The organism is Arthrobacter sp. J156 (assembly GCF_056172865.1).
Map to the genome: position 1 here is coordinate 1315004 of NZ_CM149650.1, position 14019 is coordinate 1329022.

Annotated in this window: 14 protein-coding genes and 1 tRNA gene; 6 read left to right on the forward strand and 9 right to left on the reverse strand. The window is 71.5% G+C overall.

Going from position 1 to position 14019, the window contains the following annotated elements:
* The first annotated feature begins 28 nt into the window (after positions 1–28).
* From AC0QR5_RS06080 to AC0QR5_RS06095, 4 genes are read left to right on the forward strand one after another with little or no spacing between them, the layout of a single operon-like run.
* A complete protein-coding gene (locus tag AC0QR5_RS06080; RefSeq protein WP_329863786.1) occupies positions 29–502 on the forward strand; it encodes a single-stranded DNA-binding protein in 474 nt (157 codons plus the stop codon).
* A 14-nt stretch (positions 503–516) separates the two neighbouring features.
* Positions 517–1137 (forward strand): hypothetical protein, encoded by a 621-nt coding sequence (locus AC0QR5_RS06085; RefSeq protein ID WP_329863788.1) that lies wholly within the window; start codon positions 517–519, stop codon positions 1135–1137.
* Entirely contained in the window at positions 1118–1333 is a 216-nt protein-coding gene (locus tag AC0QR5_RS06090; protein WP_329863790.1) for a helix-turn-helix domain-containing protein, read from the forward strand. Before AC0QR5_RS06085 ends, AC0QR5_RS06090 begins: the two co-directional genes overlap by 20 nt.
* Positions 1326–2516, forward strand: a complete 1191-nt coding sequence (locus AC0QR5_RS06095; protein ID WP_329863792.1) for a tyrosine-type recombinase/integrase — start codon at positions 1326–1328, stop codon at positions 2514–2516. Before AC0QR5_RS06090 ends, AC0QR5_RS06095 begins: the two co-directional genes overlap by 8 nt.
* A gap of 234 nt (positions 2517–2750) precedes the next feature.
* Here the strand turns inward: AC0QR5_RS06095 and AC0QR5_RS06100 are convergent.
* The 9 genes from AC0QR5_RS06100 to AC0QR5_RS06140 form a co-directional block, all read right to left on the reverse strand.
* Positions 2751–2824 (reverse strand) — tRNA-Pro (locus AC0QR5_RS06100).
* A 167-nt stretch (positions 2825–2991) separates the two neighbouring features.
* Entirely contained in the window at positions 2992–4530 is a 1539-nt protein-coding gene (gene der / locus AC0QR5_RS06105) for a ribosome biogenesis GTPase Der (RefSeq protein WP_329863794.1), read from the reverse strand.
* Positions 4531–4630: 100 nt separating this feature from the next.
* The gene (cmk, locus tag AC0QR5_RS06110; RefSeq protein WP_430970757.1) at positions 4631–5305 is read right to left on the reverse strand and encodes a (d)CMP kinase; all 675 of its coding nucleotides are present in this window, start codon (positions 5303–5305) and stop codon (positions 4631–4633) included.
* A complete protein-coding gene (locus AC0QR5_RS06115; protein WP_329863796.1) occupies positions 5302–6402 on the reverse strand; it encodes a prephenate dehydrogenase in 1101 nt (366 codons plus the stop codon). Before AC0QR5_RS06115 ends, cmk begins: the two co-directional genes overlap by 4 nt.
* Positions 6403–6405: 3 nt before the next feature.
* A complete protein-coding gene (locus AC0QR5_RS06120; RefSeq protein WP_430970758.1) occupies positions 6406–7497 on the reverse strand; it encodes a pseudouridine synthase in 1092 nt (363 codons plus the stop codon).
* Positions 7498–7607: 110 nt separating this feature from the next.
* Positions 7608–8231 carry an SMC-Scp complex subunit ScpB gene (scpB, locus tag AC0QR5_RS06125; protein WP_329863665.1) on the reverse strand — a complete coding sequence of 208 codons (624 nt, stop codon included), beginning with the start codon at positions 8229–8231 and terminating at the stop codon, positions 7608–7610.
* The gene (locus AC0QR5_RS06130; RefSeq protein WP_329863664.1) at positions 8228–9148 is read right to left on the reverse strand and encodes a segregation and condensation protein A; all 921 of its coding nucleotides are present in this window, start codon (positions 9146–9148) and stop codon (positions 8228–8230) included. Before AC0QR5_RS06130 ends, scpB begins: the two co-directional genes overlap by 4 nt.
* Positions 9148–10044, reverse strand: coding sequence for a ParA family protein (locus tag AC0QR5_RS06135; RefSeq protein WP_430633827.1), 897 nt, complete (start codon positions 10042–10044; stop codon positions 9148–9150). Before AC0QR5_RS06135 ends, AC0QR5_RS06130 begins: the two co-directional genes overlap by 1 nt.
* Before the next feature lie 153 nt (positions 10045–10197).
* The gene (locus tag AC0QR5_RS06140) at positions 10198–11508 is read right to left on the reverse strand and encodes a cation:dicarboxylate symporter family transporter (protein ID WP_329863659.1); all 1311 of its coding nucleotides are present in this window, start codon (positions 11506–11508) and stop codon (positions 10198–10200) included.
* A gap of 118 nt (positions 11509–11626) precedes the next feature.
* Between AC0QR5_RS06140 and AC0QR5_RS06145 the strand changes: the two genes are divergently transcribed.
* Entirely contained in the window at positions 11627–13264 is a 1638-nt protein-coding gene (locus AC0QR5_RS06145; RefSeq protein WP_329863657.1) for a sensor histidine kinase, read from the forward strand.
* A gap of 38 nt (positions 13265–13302) precedes the next feature.
* The gene (locus tag AC0QR5_RS06150) at positions 13303–14010 is read left to right on the forward strand and encodes a response regulator (RefSeq protein ID WP_430633831.1); all 708 of its coding nucleotides are present in this window, start codon (positions 13303–13305) and stop codon (positions 14008–14010) included.
* The last annotated feature ends 9 nt before the right edge of the window (positions 14011–14019 follow it).

Below are 14019 nucleotides of genomic sequence, written 5' to 3' on the forward strand. Positions count from 1 at the left end.
CCGCCGATGCCAGGAAGGGACCATCGTCATGACGATTCACACGCAGGAGTCGTTCACGGGATTCATCGCCTCGGACCCCCAGCTCAGCCACACCGGCAAAGGCGAGGCAAGGTTCTACGCCCGTGTCGGGCAGGAGCACTACCGCAAAGAGCCCGACGGCTCTTTCACGGAGCTGGAGACCACGTTCCACGACCTCGTGGCGTATCGGGCGACCGCCGAGCGGGCGCACGAGCGGTTCGCCAAGGGCGACAGCTTCGTCGCCGAGGGCTACACGCACCCGTTCGAGTACGAGCGCGACGGACAGACCGTGCAGGGCGAGGAGTTCGTCGCCAAGAAGATCGGCCACGACCTCGCCCGCACCAACTACGACGTCGACCGCGGCCCGCGCAGCGCTCTTGCCGCCGAGCGAGAAGCGCCGGCGCCCGCCGCAGACAGGGAGCCCGTGCGCAGCGAGGGGCCGCGTCGCCCCTCTCCGTCCGCCGCATCGGCGGTCGGGCTGTGACTGAGGAGACGCTGATGGCCGAGGTCGATGACATCCCTGAGCCCGACGAGCCCGAACCCGCTCCGCTGCACGACGACACCGACACGGAGGCGTCGGAGGGGGACGCCGAACTGCTCGCAGAGCCGCCGCATCCGGTCAACTGGAACCTCCTCACCGCCGAGGAGGCCGCCGGCGAGTGGGTCGAGCTCGACAAGTGGGTGACCTGGCTGCGCCACACCTACGGGCTCCCCGCCAGCGTGGTCCCGCCGTTCTGGCACCGCCACCCCGAGCTGGTCTGGGAGCTCAGCGCCCTGCACCTCCACTGGCTGTGCGCCTACGACCCGGAGGAGAACGGGTCAGCACCCAACGGCTGGCACCGGGACTTCGCCGACGCCCGCCAGCGCCTTCGCGACTGGGTGGCCGCCTGCGGCACCCGCTTGGACCGCGACCGCGCCACCCGGCAGACCGCCTGGCCCGGCGAGACCCCCACGGAGGCGATCGAGGACATCGTAATCCCTGACCGGACGGCGGACTTCCGGGAGTTCGTCAAGGCCGACGTCGCCCACCGCCAGGCCGCCGAGGACGCCTTCTACGCCAGCCTCGGCGCCGACCCGGAAACCGGCGAGGTGTCCGACGATGACGAGCCTGCCCAGTGACCGCGGCATCGGCACGGTCGAGCCGCTGTGGTGCCCCAAGGAGGCATCGGAGTTCCTGACCGTCTCCCAAGCCACACTGTCCCGGTGGCGTCGGGAAAAGGTCGGCCCGCCGTTCGTGCAGGTCGGCGGCGTCTACCGCTACAACCCCGTCACGGTGCGCATTTGGGTGCGCGAACAGGAGGCGGCACGTGGCTGATCCCCGCAATCGCCGTATGCCTCCGGTCGGCGTGAAGCTCACCACCGACGTCGAACGCCGCGTCGACGGGTTCCGTGCCCGTGTCCGATGGACCGATCCGGCAACCCATAAACGCGTCGGCCGAGTCAGCCACGTGCGCACCGCCGAGGAGGTCGAGGAGTTCTTCGAGCAGATGCGCGCCACGACCGAGACCGGCAACGACACCACCGTGACCCTGGCCGACTACGCCGCCTCGATTGGGGACCGTTGGCAACGAGGCCTGGACCCGACCTCCACCGCCGAGCTCTATGACACCGGGCTCCGGCTCCGTGTCTTGCCCGCGCTCGGCCACATCCGCGTCGCGAAGATCACTGCCGGGATGATCGACCGCACCATCGACGCCTGGGAAGCCGAGCACTCCGCCTCCACGATCAAGAACTCCATCGCCCCACTCGTCCGCGTCCTGGACGAAGCCGTCCGCGACGACGTCATCTCCATCAACCCCGCCAAGCACCGCGCCCGCCGGAACCTCGGCAAGCACGTCACCCACACCACCGGAGCACTCCGCCAGTACGCCCTCCCAGACCTTCCGACATTGCAGAAGCTCGCCACCGCGTGCGGGAAGGTCCACCAGTCCTACTCCGATCACGTCATGCTCGCCGCCCTCCTCGCCGCCCGCGGCTCCGAAGTCGCAGGACTGCAGGCCGGGGACGTGGACTGGGACAACCGCATCGTGTGGATCAGACGCCAGCACTACCCCGGCAAAGGCGGCCTCGTCATCAAACAGACCAAAGGCCGCAGAGACCGCCCCGTCCCGATGCTCGACGCGCTCGAACCCATCCTCGAACGCCTCACCGACGGCAAGGAGCCCGACACTCCGCTCCTGCGCGGGCCGCGCGGCGGCGTCCTCACCACCGCCACCGTCCGCGACGCCACCCACTGGGACGACCTCGTGAAGGAGCTCGGCTTCAACAACCTCACCCGCCACGGGCTCCGCCACACCGGAGCGACCTGGATGGCCGACGCCGGCATCGCGCTGCACGTGCTCCAGGAGATCCTCGGACACCAATCGATCGAGACCACCAAGGGCTACCTGCATCCCGACCACCGGCACCTCGCCGAAGCCGCCAGACAGGCCAACCAGTTCCTCTCCGCAGCCCCCACCAGAAGGGACACCACTCGCCGCGCCGGACCCCGCCTGTGACCATTGCTGGACCCACGCTCCGACCCCTTCAGAAGGGGCCGGAGCATCGCCCTGCGCGGATTCTGGTCCACTCGATGGGCACCTTTTGGTGCACTCCACGGGCATCGAGGTCGAACGGGATTGGTCCACTTCAGCAGCGGGCGGCTCGAGTGGATCGAGCAAGTGGACCAGCCGGTGACCACCCCCGGAAACGACGAAGCCCTGGTGAAAGTTGCCTCTCACCAGGGCTTTTTGTCGGGATGACAGGATTTGAACCTGCGACCCCTTGACCCCCAGTCAAGTGCGCTACCAAGCTGCGCCACATCCCGTTGTTTAGTTTTCGGACAGTCCCGCCGCTCTAACTCACCTGACCCCCAGTCAGGCGCGCTACCAAGCTGCGCCATAGCCCGATGGTTTTCGCAGCCGTTCTCCCCGGGGTTTCCCCCGCGGTTCCGTCTGCGAAAAGCTCCTCAGCTACTCTACCCCATCCGCGGGACTACTTTTGACGCCCCCGCCGTTCGCGCACGCGCATGCTGACCTCGATGGGCGTTCCCTCGAACCCGAACGTCTCGCGCAGGCGGCGCGTGATGAAGCGGCGGTAGCCGGGATCGAGGAATCCGGTGGTGAACAGCACGAACCGCGGCGGCCGGGCCGAGGCCTGCGTGCCGAAGAGGATGCGCGGCTGCTTGCCGCCCCGGACCGGGTGCGGGTGAGCGGCCACGAGCTCGCCGAGGAAGGCGTTGAGCTTGCCAGTCGGGATCCGCTTGTCCCACGACTCGAGCGCGCGGTCCAGCGCCGGGACGAGCTTGTCCTTGTGCCATCCGGTCCGGGCAGAGAGGTTCACGCGGGGCGCCCAGTCGACGTGGGCGAGGTCCTGCTCGATCTCGCGCTCCAGGTAGCGGCGGCGCTCGTCGTCGAGCAGGTCCCACTTGTTGAACGCGAGGACCAGGGACCGGCCCGAGTCGATCGTCATCTGCAGGATGCGCACGTCCTGTTCGCTGAGCACCTCGTCGACGGCCAGCAGGACGACGGCCACCTCGGCCTTGTCCAGGGCGCTCTGCGTCCGCAGCGACGCGTAGTAGTCGGAACCGTGGGCCATGTGCTGCCGTCGGCGGATCCCGGCCGTGTCGACGAAGCGCCACGTCCGGCCGCCGAGCTCGACGAGCTCGTCGACCGGGTCGCGCGTCGTCCCGGCGAGGTTGTCGACGACGACGCGCTCGGAGCCGGCGAGCTTGTTCAGCAGCGAGGACTTGCCGACGTTCGGCCGGCCGATCAGTGCCACGCGCCGCGGTCCGCCGCGCGGGACGAGACCGCCGTGGGCGGAGAATTCGGGAAGCTTGTCCACGATGTCGTCCAGCAGGTCCGCGGTGCCGCGCCCGTGGAGGGCGGAGACGGGGTAGGGCTGGCCGAACCCCAGGCCCCACAGCGTGGCCGACTCGGCCTCCTGCGAGGCGTCGTCGACCTTGTTGGCCACGAGGAAGACGGGCTTCTTCAGCCGGCGCAGCATGCGCACGACGCCCTCGTCGGTCGCCGTGGCGCCGACGGCGGAGTCCACCACGAACACGACCGCGTCGGCGAGCTCGGCGGCCACCTCCGCCTGCTCGGCCACGCGCGCGTGGATCCCCTTCGCGTCGTGCTCCCAGCCCCCGGTGTCGACGAGGGTGAAGTCGCGTCCGCCCCACTCGGCCGGGTAGGCCACGCGGTCGCGGGTGACTCCCGGCACGTCCTCGACGACGGCCTCCCGGCGTCCGATGATGCGGTTCACGAGCGTGGACTTGCCCACGTTCGGGCGGCCGATGATGGCCACGACGGGGGCGACGCGGTCGTCGTCCTCGTCCTCGTCGTCATCCTCGAGGCGGGCGAGCAGTGCCGCGTCCTCGTCGTCGAGCTCGTAGTCGTCCAGGCCCGCGCGGAGGGAGGCGGCCCGGAGCTCTGCCTCCTCGTCGCTCAGTTCCCCGAGCCGTTCCGCGATGTGGTCCTCGCCCGTGGGCACGTACTCATCGCCGTCGGAGGGAAGGGCGGCGTTCTCGGTCATGGTGCGGGGTTCCTTTGTTTGCTGCCTCCGCGGGTCGCGGACGCACCTTCCATTTTCGCATGCCCGGCGCCGGCGTCCGGCCGGGCCCCTCCCGCCGGGGTCAGAGGGCCGCGCCGCGGCCGGCGACGATGCCGAGGACGGTCCGGACGGTCTGCTCGAAGTCCAGATCGGAGGAGTCAAGGGTCACGACGCCGTCGGAGGCCGTGGTGAAGTCCACGACCGTGGCGTCCTTGGCGTCGCGGGCCAGGACCTGCCGCTCGAGGTCGGCGGCGGACTGCGTGCCGCCGAGCTGGAGGCCGCGCCGGCGCAGGCGCGCCTCTTCGCTCGCGGTGAGCAGGATGCGGGCCTCGGCCTGGGGTGCGACGACGGTCGTGATGTCCCGGCCCTCGGCCACGACGCGCGCGTGGGCCGCGATGAGCCCGCGCTGGCGCCGGACCAGTTCGGCGCGGGCGTCCAGGTTGGTGGCGACCGCGGAGACCGCCTCGGAGACCCGTGGTTCGCGGATGGCGGCGGTGACGTCGGTGCCGTGGATGAGCACGCGTTCGACGTCTGGATCCGTGCTGATGTCCAGGTCCGCTGCCTCGACTGCCGCCGCGACCGCGGCGGCGTCCGCGAGGTCGGTCCCGGCGTCCAGGCAGTGCCACGTCACCGCACGGTACATCGCGCCCGTGTCCAGGTAGGCGGCGCCGAGCCGGCGGGCCGCCTCCTTCGCCACGGAGGACTTTCCGCTGCCCGAAGGGCCGTCGATGGCGACGACGAGCTTCTCCACGATCACTGCACCACCTTCCAGTCGAGCCCGGTCAGGACCTCGACGAGTTCATTGCTCCGTCCGGGCAGGACGGAGAGCTCCACCATGCCGACCTGGTGTCCCGCCGAGTGGTCCATGCGCAGGTCCTCGACGTTGATGCCGGCCGTGCCGACGTCGGCCAGGAGCCGGGCGATCTGTCCCGGCTTGTCGTCCACGATGACCGTGACGACGGCGAACGCGTGCGGCGGGGACCCGTGCTTGCCCGGAATCCGGGCCTGCCCGGCGTTCCCCTCCCCCATCAGCTCCGCCAGGTCCAGGAGCGAGCCGGGCGCGTCCGGGTGCTCCAGGGTGTTGATGAGCCGGTTCAGGTCCTCGCGCAGGCCGTGCAGGATGGCGACGATCCGAGGCGCGTTGTGGCTCAGGATCTGGATCCACAGCCGCGGGTCCGAGGCCGCGATGCGGGTCGTGTCGCGCAGCCCGTTCCCGGCCAGGGCCAGGGTGTGGTCCGGGGCGTTGAGGAGCCGGGAGGCCAGGAGGGAGGCCGCGAGCTGCGGGAAGTGGGAGACGAGTGCGACGGCGGCGTCGTGCTCGCCCGCGTCGAGCCGGACGACGCTCGCGCCGAGGTCGATCGCGAGGGACTCGGCCGCCTTGACCGCGCCGGGGTCCGATCCCCCGTGCGCGCAGACCACCCAGGGCATCGCCGTGAAGAGCTCGCCGCGCGCGGCGGCGGGACCGGACTTCTCCCGCCCGGCCATGGGGTGCGTTCCGACGTAGCGCGCGAGCTCGGAGCGGCCCAGGCGGGTGTCGGCCCGGAGCGCGGCGAGGACGGAGGACTTCACGCTCGCGATGTCCACCACGACGGCCTCCCGGTGGCGCAGGAGCGCCTCGGCGACGACGGCCGCCGTGACGTCCGGGGGCGCGGCGACGACGACGAGCCGCGGCTCGGGATCCCCGGGCGCGGCGATGCGGCCCGCGCCGATGTCCTGTGCCACGGCCTGCGCGGTCGGGGAGGTGTCCGAGAGCAGCACCTCGAGGCCCCGGCGGCTCAGCCCCAGCCCGACGCTGGCGCCGAGCAGTCCCGTGCCGACGACGAGGACGGGCCCGGTCACGTGGTTCGGGGACACGTGCTACAGCCCCACGGCGGCGAGCAGGTGGCCGACTTCCTGGTGCCCGAGCGGGCGGATGGTGCCCTGCTTCTGGTCGCCGAGGCGGATGGGACCGAGCTGGACGCGGACGAGACGCTTGACGGGGTGGCCGACGGCGTCGAAGAGGCGCCGGACGATCCGGTTGCGTCCGGAGTGCAGCACGACCTCGACGAGCAGCTTGCCCGGCGTCGAATCGACGAGCTTGAAGGAGTCGACGTTGGCCCAGCCGTCCTCCAGCTGGAGGCCCTCCTTCATCTGCGCCCCGACGCCCTGGGCCATGGGCCCGGGGACCTGGACCAGGTAGGTCTTGGGGATCTCGTAGGACGGATGCGTGAGCCGGTTGGCGAGCTCTCCGTCGTTGGTCAGCAGGAGCAGGCCCTCGGTGTTGACGTCGAGGCGGCCGACGTGGAAGAGGCGTTCGCCCTTCTTCTTGAGGTAGTCGGAGACGCACGGGCGGCCCTCGGGGTCCTCCATGGTGGAGACGACGCCGCGGGGCTTGTTGAAGACGAAGTACTTGAGCGTCTCGTTGAGCTGGATGCGCATGCCGTCGACGTGGATCACGACCGTCTCCGGATCCACGCGCAGCCCGAGCTCGGTCACGATCGCGCCGTCGACCTCGACGCGGCCCTGCGCGATCATCTCCTCGCTGACGCGCCGCGAGGCCACCCCGGCGTTCGCCAGGACCTTCTGCAGGCGGACGCCCTCGAGCTCGGAGGTCCCGCCGCGCGGGGCGGCGGCCGGCTTCTGGGCGGGACGGGGGCGCTGCTTCACGGGACCGAGGTTGCGGCCGAAGCGCTCGTTGCCGTACGGCCGCGGCCCCTTGCCGGAGGGTGCCCCGCCCTTGCCGCCGGCGCCCTTCGCGCCGGCCCCCTTGCCGCCGGCGCCCTTCTGCCCCGCTCCGGAGGACGCGCCGCCGGCGCCGGGGCGTCCCTGCGCGGAGCCCGACCGGCCGGCCGCGGCGGGCCCTCCGCGGCCGGTGCCCTGGCCCTTGCCGGAGCCGGACTGGCCGCGCTGCGGCTGGCCCGAGCGGCGGGGTTCGCCGCGGCCCGATCCTGAACGGGGTCCCTGGGTCATGTGAAGTCCTTCGATGCTGCTGTCGTGGTGGTGGAGGCGATGGCGGTGTCTGCCAGTCTCGCCTACGGTGCTGCCGTGCTCAAGCCCGGCACCCGTGCCGGGCGCCGCGGCTAGGCGGACCCGTCGTCGAACTCGCCGAGCTGGTCGAGCCCGGGCAGGTGCGGCGAGAGCCGCGGCAGCTCGGAAACGCTGCCGATCCCCAATCTTTCCAGAAAATGCGAGGTGGTCTGGTACAGCAGCGCCCCGGTCTCCGGATCCGTGGACGCCTCCTCGATGAGTCCGCGGGACGAGAGCGTGCGGACGACCGAGTCCACGTTGACCCCGCGGATCGCCGCGATCCGGGCCCGGGAGACGGGTTGGCGGTACGCGACGACGGCCAGGGTCTCGAGCGCGGCCTGGGTCAGGCGCGCGGTCTGGCCATCGACCACGAAGCGGGAGACGACGGGAGCAAGATCACGCCGCGAGAAGATCCTCCAGCCGCCGGCGAGCTCGCGCAGCTCGAATCCGCGGCCGTCGGCGTACTCGGTCCGCAACGCCTCCAGCTCGTCGAGCACCTCCTGGGCGGGGACCTGCAGGACGCTGGCGAGCCGCAGCACGGACACCGGCTCGTCCACCACCATCAGGACCGCCTCGACGCCGGCCCGCACCCCGCCTGGGACGTCCCGGACGTCGAACTCCTCTTCCCCGGTGCCGGCCGTGGTTTTCGTTCCGGTCCTCGTCCCTTCCGCGCTCATCGCGTCCCTTCCCGTTCCGCGGACGCGGGCCGCGCCCCGGCGTCGTACTCCTCGACCGCGTCCGCCGGCGTCCATCCGCTGCCGTCCCCGCTCCAGCGCACGAGGAGTTCAGCGAGCGGCGCCGCCTGCTCGAAGGCGACCACCTGGTCCCGGAACATCTCGAGCAGCGCGAGGAAGCGGGCGACGACGACGAGCGTCCCCCCGGCGTCCCGCGTGAGCGAGCGGAAGCTGCGGGCCCCGCCGCCGCGGAGCATTCCCGCGAGGAGCTCCGCCTGTTCGCGCACGCTCACGGGCGGCGCGTGGAGGTGCTCGAGCCCCACCTCGGTCGCGCGCACCGGCTTGGGCGCGAGGGCCTTCTCCGCGATCGCCGCGAACTCGGCCGGGCTCGTCCTCCACAGCAGCTCGGGCAGCAGGGCCGCGAACTCCGGCTCGAGCGTGGTCTGCCGCGGGTACCGGCCGGCCTCCGCGTCGAGGCGCCGGCCCAGCTCGGCGGCCACGGCCTTGAACGCCTTGTACTGCAGCAGGCGGGCGAAGAGCAGGTCGCGGGCCTCGAGCACCGCGATGTCCTCTTCCGACTCGACCTCGCCCGAAGGCAGCAGGCGGGCGGCCTTGAGGTCCAACAGGGTGGCCGCGACGACGAGGAAATGCGTCGTCTCGTCCAGGGCCTTGTCGCCGATGCGCTCCCGCAGCCCCCGCAGGTACGCGATGAACTCGTCGGTGACCTCGGCGAGCGCGATCTCCGTGATGTCCAGCTGCCGCTTGCCGATGAGGTTCAGCAGCACCTCGAAGGGGCCGGAGAAGTTGTCCAGGACGACGGCGAATCCCGCCCCGGGCGCGTCGGGTCCCGTTCGCGCCGGCTCGGCCGCGTCCTGCGGGCCGGGCTCGGCGCGGGCGGACCGCACCCGGGCCGGGGTCATTACGGGGCGCCCCCGCGGCTGATGAGCTCCTTGGCCAGGGTGCGGTAGGACTCCGCCCCCGGGTGGTTGCTCGCGTAGCTCGTGATCGGCTCGGCGGCGACGTTGGCGTCGGCGAACTTGATGGTCCGCTTGATGACGGTCTCGAAGACCTTGTCGCCGAAGGCCTCGAGGAGCCGGCCCACGACCTCGCGGCTGTGGAGGGTGCGGGCGTCGTACATCGTGGCGAGCACCCCGTCGATCTGCAGCGAGGGGTTGAGCCGGTCCTGGACCTTCTCGATGGTCTCGACGAGCAGGGCGACGGCGCGCAGGGCGAAGAACTCGGCCGTGAGCGGGATGATCACGCCGTGTGCGGCGGTCAGCGCGTTGACCGTGAGCAGCCCCAGCGAGGGCTGGCAGTCGATGAGGATGACGTCGTAGTCGTCGGAGACCTTGCGCAGGGCGCGGTCCAGGACCTGCTCGCGGGCGACCTCGTTGACGAGCTGGACCTCCGCGGCCGACAGGTCGATGTTCGCCGGCAGGAGGTCGATGCCGTCGACCTCGGTGGTCATGATGGCGTCGCGGATGTCCGTCTTGCGTTCCATCAGGACGTTGTAGACGGTGGTGTCGAGCTCGTGCGGGCTCGTCCCGAACCCGGCGCTCAGGGCCCCCTGGGGGTCGAAGTCGACGAGCAGCACCTTGCGTCCGTACTCGGCGAGCGCGGCGGCCAGGTTGATGGTCGAGGTGGTCTTGCCGACCCCGCCCTTCTGGTTCACCATCGCGATGATGCGTGCGGGCCCGTGGCCGGCCAGCGGCGCCGGCTCCGGGAACTGTGTCAGCGGGCGGCCCGTCGCTCCCATGACCGGCGGTTCCTTCAACAGGCCTGCCGTCCGGGTACGCGAACCCTTTTCCTCGCTCACGGTGATAACCACGCTTCCGTTCGTTGATTGTGGGTGTACTGCCTGCCTCCTAGGTTAAGCCCCGGCCGGGCCGCCGCCGCGCACCACGCGCCTCCCACGGCGAGCCTTGACCTTGAACCTGAACTGGAGGGTTTCCGCGGATTGCCGGGGCCGTCAGTGGGCGTCGGGCTCGAGCGAGAGCTCGTCGAAGGGGCGGTTCCCCGCGAGCACCTCGCGGGCCTGCTCCTTGTCGATCTCCCGCGTCCACGTGCCGATCAGGAGCGTCGCGACGGCATTGCCCGTGAAGTTGGTCAGCGCGCGGGCCTCGGACATGAACTTGTCGATGCCCACGATCACGCCCATGCCGTCGAGCAGATCCGGCCGGTGGGCCTGCAGCCCCGCGGCGAGGGTGGCGAGCCCGGCGCCCGTGACGCCGGCAGCGCCCTTGGAGGCGATGATCATGAACACGAGCAGCCCGATCTGCTCGCCGAGGTTCATCGGCAGTCCCATCGCGGTGGAGACGAAGAGGGCGGCCATGGTCAGGTAGATCGCGGTCCCGTCCAGGTTGAAGGAGTAGCCCGTGGGGACCGTGATGCCGACGACGGGCTTCGAGACCCCCGCGTGCTCCATCTTGGCGATGAGCCGCGGCAGCGCCGACTCGGAGGAGGAGGTGGAGAAGATCAGCAGGTACTCGCGGGCCAGGTACTTCAGCAGCGCGAAGATGTTCAGGCCCGTGACGGCCTTCAGGATGCCGCCGAGGACGACGACGATGAACAGGGCGCAGGTGAGGTAGAACGCACCCATCAGGACGGCCATGGAACCGATCGCCGCCCATCCCGTCGCGCCGACGACGGCCGCGATCGCGCCGAAGGCGCCGACCGGCGCGGCCCACATGATCATCATCATGAGCTTGAAGACGACGCCCTGGAGGTGCTTGATGCCGGTCAGGACCGGCTCTCCGGCCTTGCCCATCGACTGCAGGGCGAAGCCCACGAGGAGCGCGAGCACGAGCGTCGGCAGCACCGGGATGTCTCCGGGGATGAGCTCGAGGAGGAACTTCACCGTGGCGCTCTCCTCGCCGCCCGCGGCGGCCTCGTAGGGCTGGAGCCGCAGCCCCTCGCCCGGGTGGATGAGGTTGCCCACGAGCAATCCGATCGCGAGGGCGAACGTCGACATCGCGATGAAGTAGAACAGCGCCAGGCCGCCGACCTTGCCGACCGTGGCCGCCTTGGCGATCGATCCGACGCCGAGGACGATCGTGCAGAAGATGACGGGCGCGATGATCATCTTGATCAGGGCGATGAAGGCCGTGCCGAGGGGCTTGAGGGCCTTTCCCGCCTCGGGGAAGACCAGGCCGATGGCCGCGCCGAGCACGACGGCCACGATGACCATAATGTAGAGCCAGTGCGTGCGGTCCTTCTTGCGGGCCGGCGCGGCGTCCGGCGTGCCGGGACGGCCGGCGGCTTCGGTGGGCGTCGTTGCCATGGGAATGCTCCTTGGTGGGGTGTGATGTCCTGCATCACATCCTCGCCCGCGCCGTGACGCCGCTCACGATTGCGTTCATACTGAACACGGCCCGGAGGGCCGGCGGAAGGGAGGTGCCATGAGCCTGGCGGCACGCCTGTTCCTGTGGCAGCTCGTCCTCGTCACGGCGGTCGCCGCGGCCCTGAGCATGGCCAGCTACGCCACGGCGGAGCGGCAGCTGCACGACGCCTCCGCAGACCGCTCGCTCAGCATCGCAGCGACGCTCGCCCACGACCCGTTCGTCATCGACGCCGTCCAGGGACCGGACCCCTCCGCGCTCCTGCAGCCTTACGCCCTGGAGCTGCTCGATTCCGCCGACGTCGACTTCGTCACCATCATGGACACCGACCGCAGGCGCTACACGCATCCGCTGCCGGGGAACATCGGCCGTGAATACATCGGCAGCATCGAGCAGGCCCTGGCCGGGCGGACCCACACGGAGGACTACGCCGGGACCCTCGGCCCCTCCGTCCGCGCGATCGTCCCGGTCCGGGGCGACGGCGGTGGGGTCGTCGCCCTCGTCGCCGTCGGCGTGACGCTGCAGTCGCTCTCGATCGCCCAGGCGGCCTCGATCCCGCAGATCGCCGGGGTCGCCGCCGCCTCGATCGCCCTCGGCGGCGTGTTCTCCCTCGCGGTCAGCGGCTACCTGCGCCGCACGACCCTGGGCTTGGGCCCGGAGGAGCTGCGACGGCTCTTCTCCTACTACGACTCGGCGCTGCACTCGGTGCGCGAGGGCCTCCTGCTCGTCTCCCCCGAGGGCCGGCTCGTGCTCTACAACGACCACGCGGCCGTCCTGCTCGGCCTGCCGCCCGTGGGGAGCCTCAAGCCCACGCCCGTCGCCGAGCTCGGCCTGCCCGGTACGATCGACGAGCTCCTCCGCAGCGGGCGCCGGGTCCGGGACGAGATCCACGTCGGCAACGGCCGGATCCTCGTCGTCGGCCAGCAGCCGGCGAGCGCGCCGGACGGGCCCGGGCGCTTCGGCCTGCCCTTCGGCCTCGCGCGCGGGGGCCGGCCGCCCGGCCCGGGAACGATCGCGACGCTGCGGGACCACACGGAGATCGAATCGCTCAGCGGCGAGCTGGAGAGCATGCGCACGCTCACCGAGGCCCTGCGCGCCCAGGCCCACGAGCATGCCAACCGCCTGCACACGGTGGCCTCGCTCATCGAGCTCGGGCGCGAGCGGGAGGCGCTGGATTTCGCCGTGCAGGACCGGCAGGCCTCACAGCGGCTCACCGACGGCGTGGTCCGCTCCATCGACGAGCCGTTCCTCTCCGCCCTGCTCGTCGGCAAGGCCGCGCAGGCGCACGAACGCGGCATCGAGCTCACGTTGACCGCCTCCGGGGACCTGCCGGCCGACGTCCTCGACGCCCGCGACCTCGTCACCGTGACGGGGAACCTCCTGGACAACGCCTTCGACGCCGCCGCCGGCTCCGCCGCCCGCCGTGTGTGGGCCGACTTCTCCGTGGGCGACGGGCTGCTGTCGATCTCCGTCGCGGACTCCGGCCCGGGGATCGATCCCGACTACATCGAGGAGTTCCTCCGGCTCGGCGTCTCGGGCAAGGGCCCCGCGTCCGGCGGGGCGCCGCGCGGCCTCGGGCTCGCCCTCGTCCGCCAGGCCGTCCACCGGCTCGGAGGGACGCTCGAGATCGAGAACGACGGCGGGGCCATCTTCACCGCGACGCTCCCCGTCGGCGTCCCGGGACGGGGGACGCCGTGAACCCGGGGCCGGCCCCGGCGGGCGGCGGCACGCCCGGCATCGGGGACGGGACCGCACCGCTGCGCGTCCTCGTCGCCGACGACGAGCCCATCGCCGCGGCCGCTCACGCTGACTACGTCGGCCGGGTCGCCGGCTTCGCGGTGGCCGGGATCGCGCACACCGGAGGCGAGGTGCTCGAGCTGTTGCGGCGGGAGGCGGAATCCGGGCGGGCCGTGGACCTGGTGCTGCTGGACATGAACCTCCCGGACCTCCACGGCCTCGACGTGGCACGGCGGATCCGCGGGCGCGGCGACACGGTGGACATCATCGCCATCACGGCGGTGCGCGAGCTGGCCGTCGTGCGCACGGCCGTCGCCGCCGGCATCACCCAGTACCTCATCAAGCCGTTCACGTTCGCCGCGTTCCGGGACAAGCTCGAGAACTTCCGCGGCTACCGGCTCAACCTCGCGGACAGCGGGTCCGCGGCGACGCAGGACTCGATCGACAGCGCCTTCGCGGCGCTGCGCACGGCCGCTCCCCCGGTGCTGCCCAAGGGCCTCATCAACGAGACCCTGGGGGCCGTCGCGGGACTGCTGAGGCAGGACGGTTCACCGCTCTCGGCCACGGAGGTCGCGGACCGGCTCCAGATGTCCCGGGTGACGGCGCGGCGCTACCTCGAGCACCTGGCCGCGGACGGGCGGGCGGACAAGCAGCCGCGCCATGGGACCCGGGGGCGCCCCGAATTCGAGTACCTCTGGCTGCGCTGAGGCCCCCGG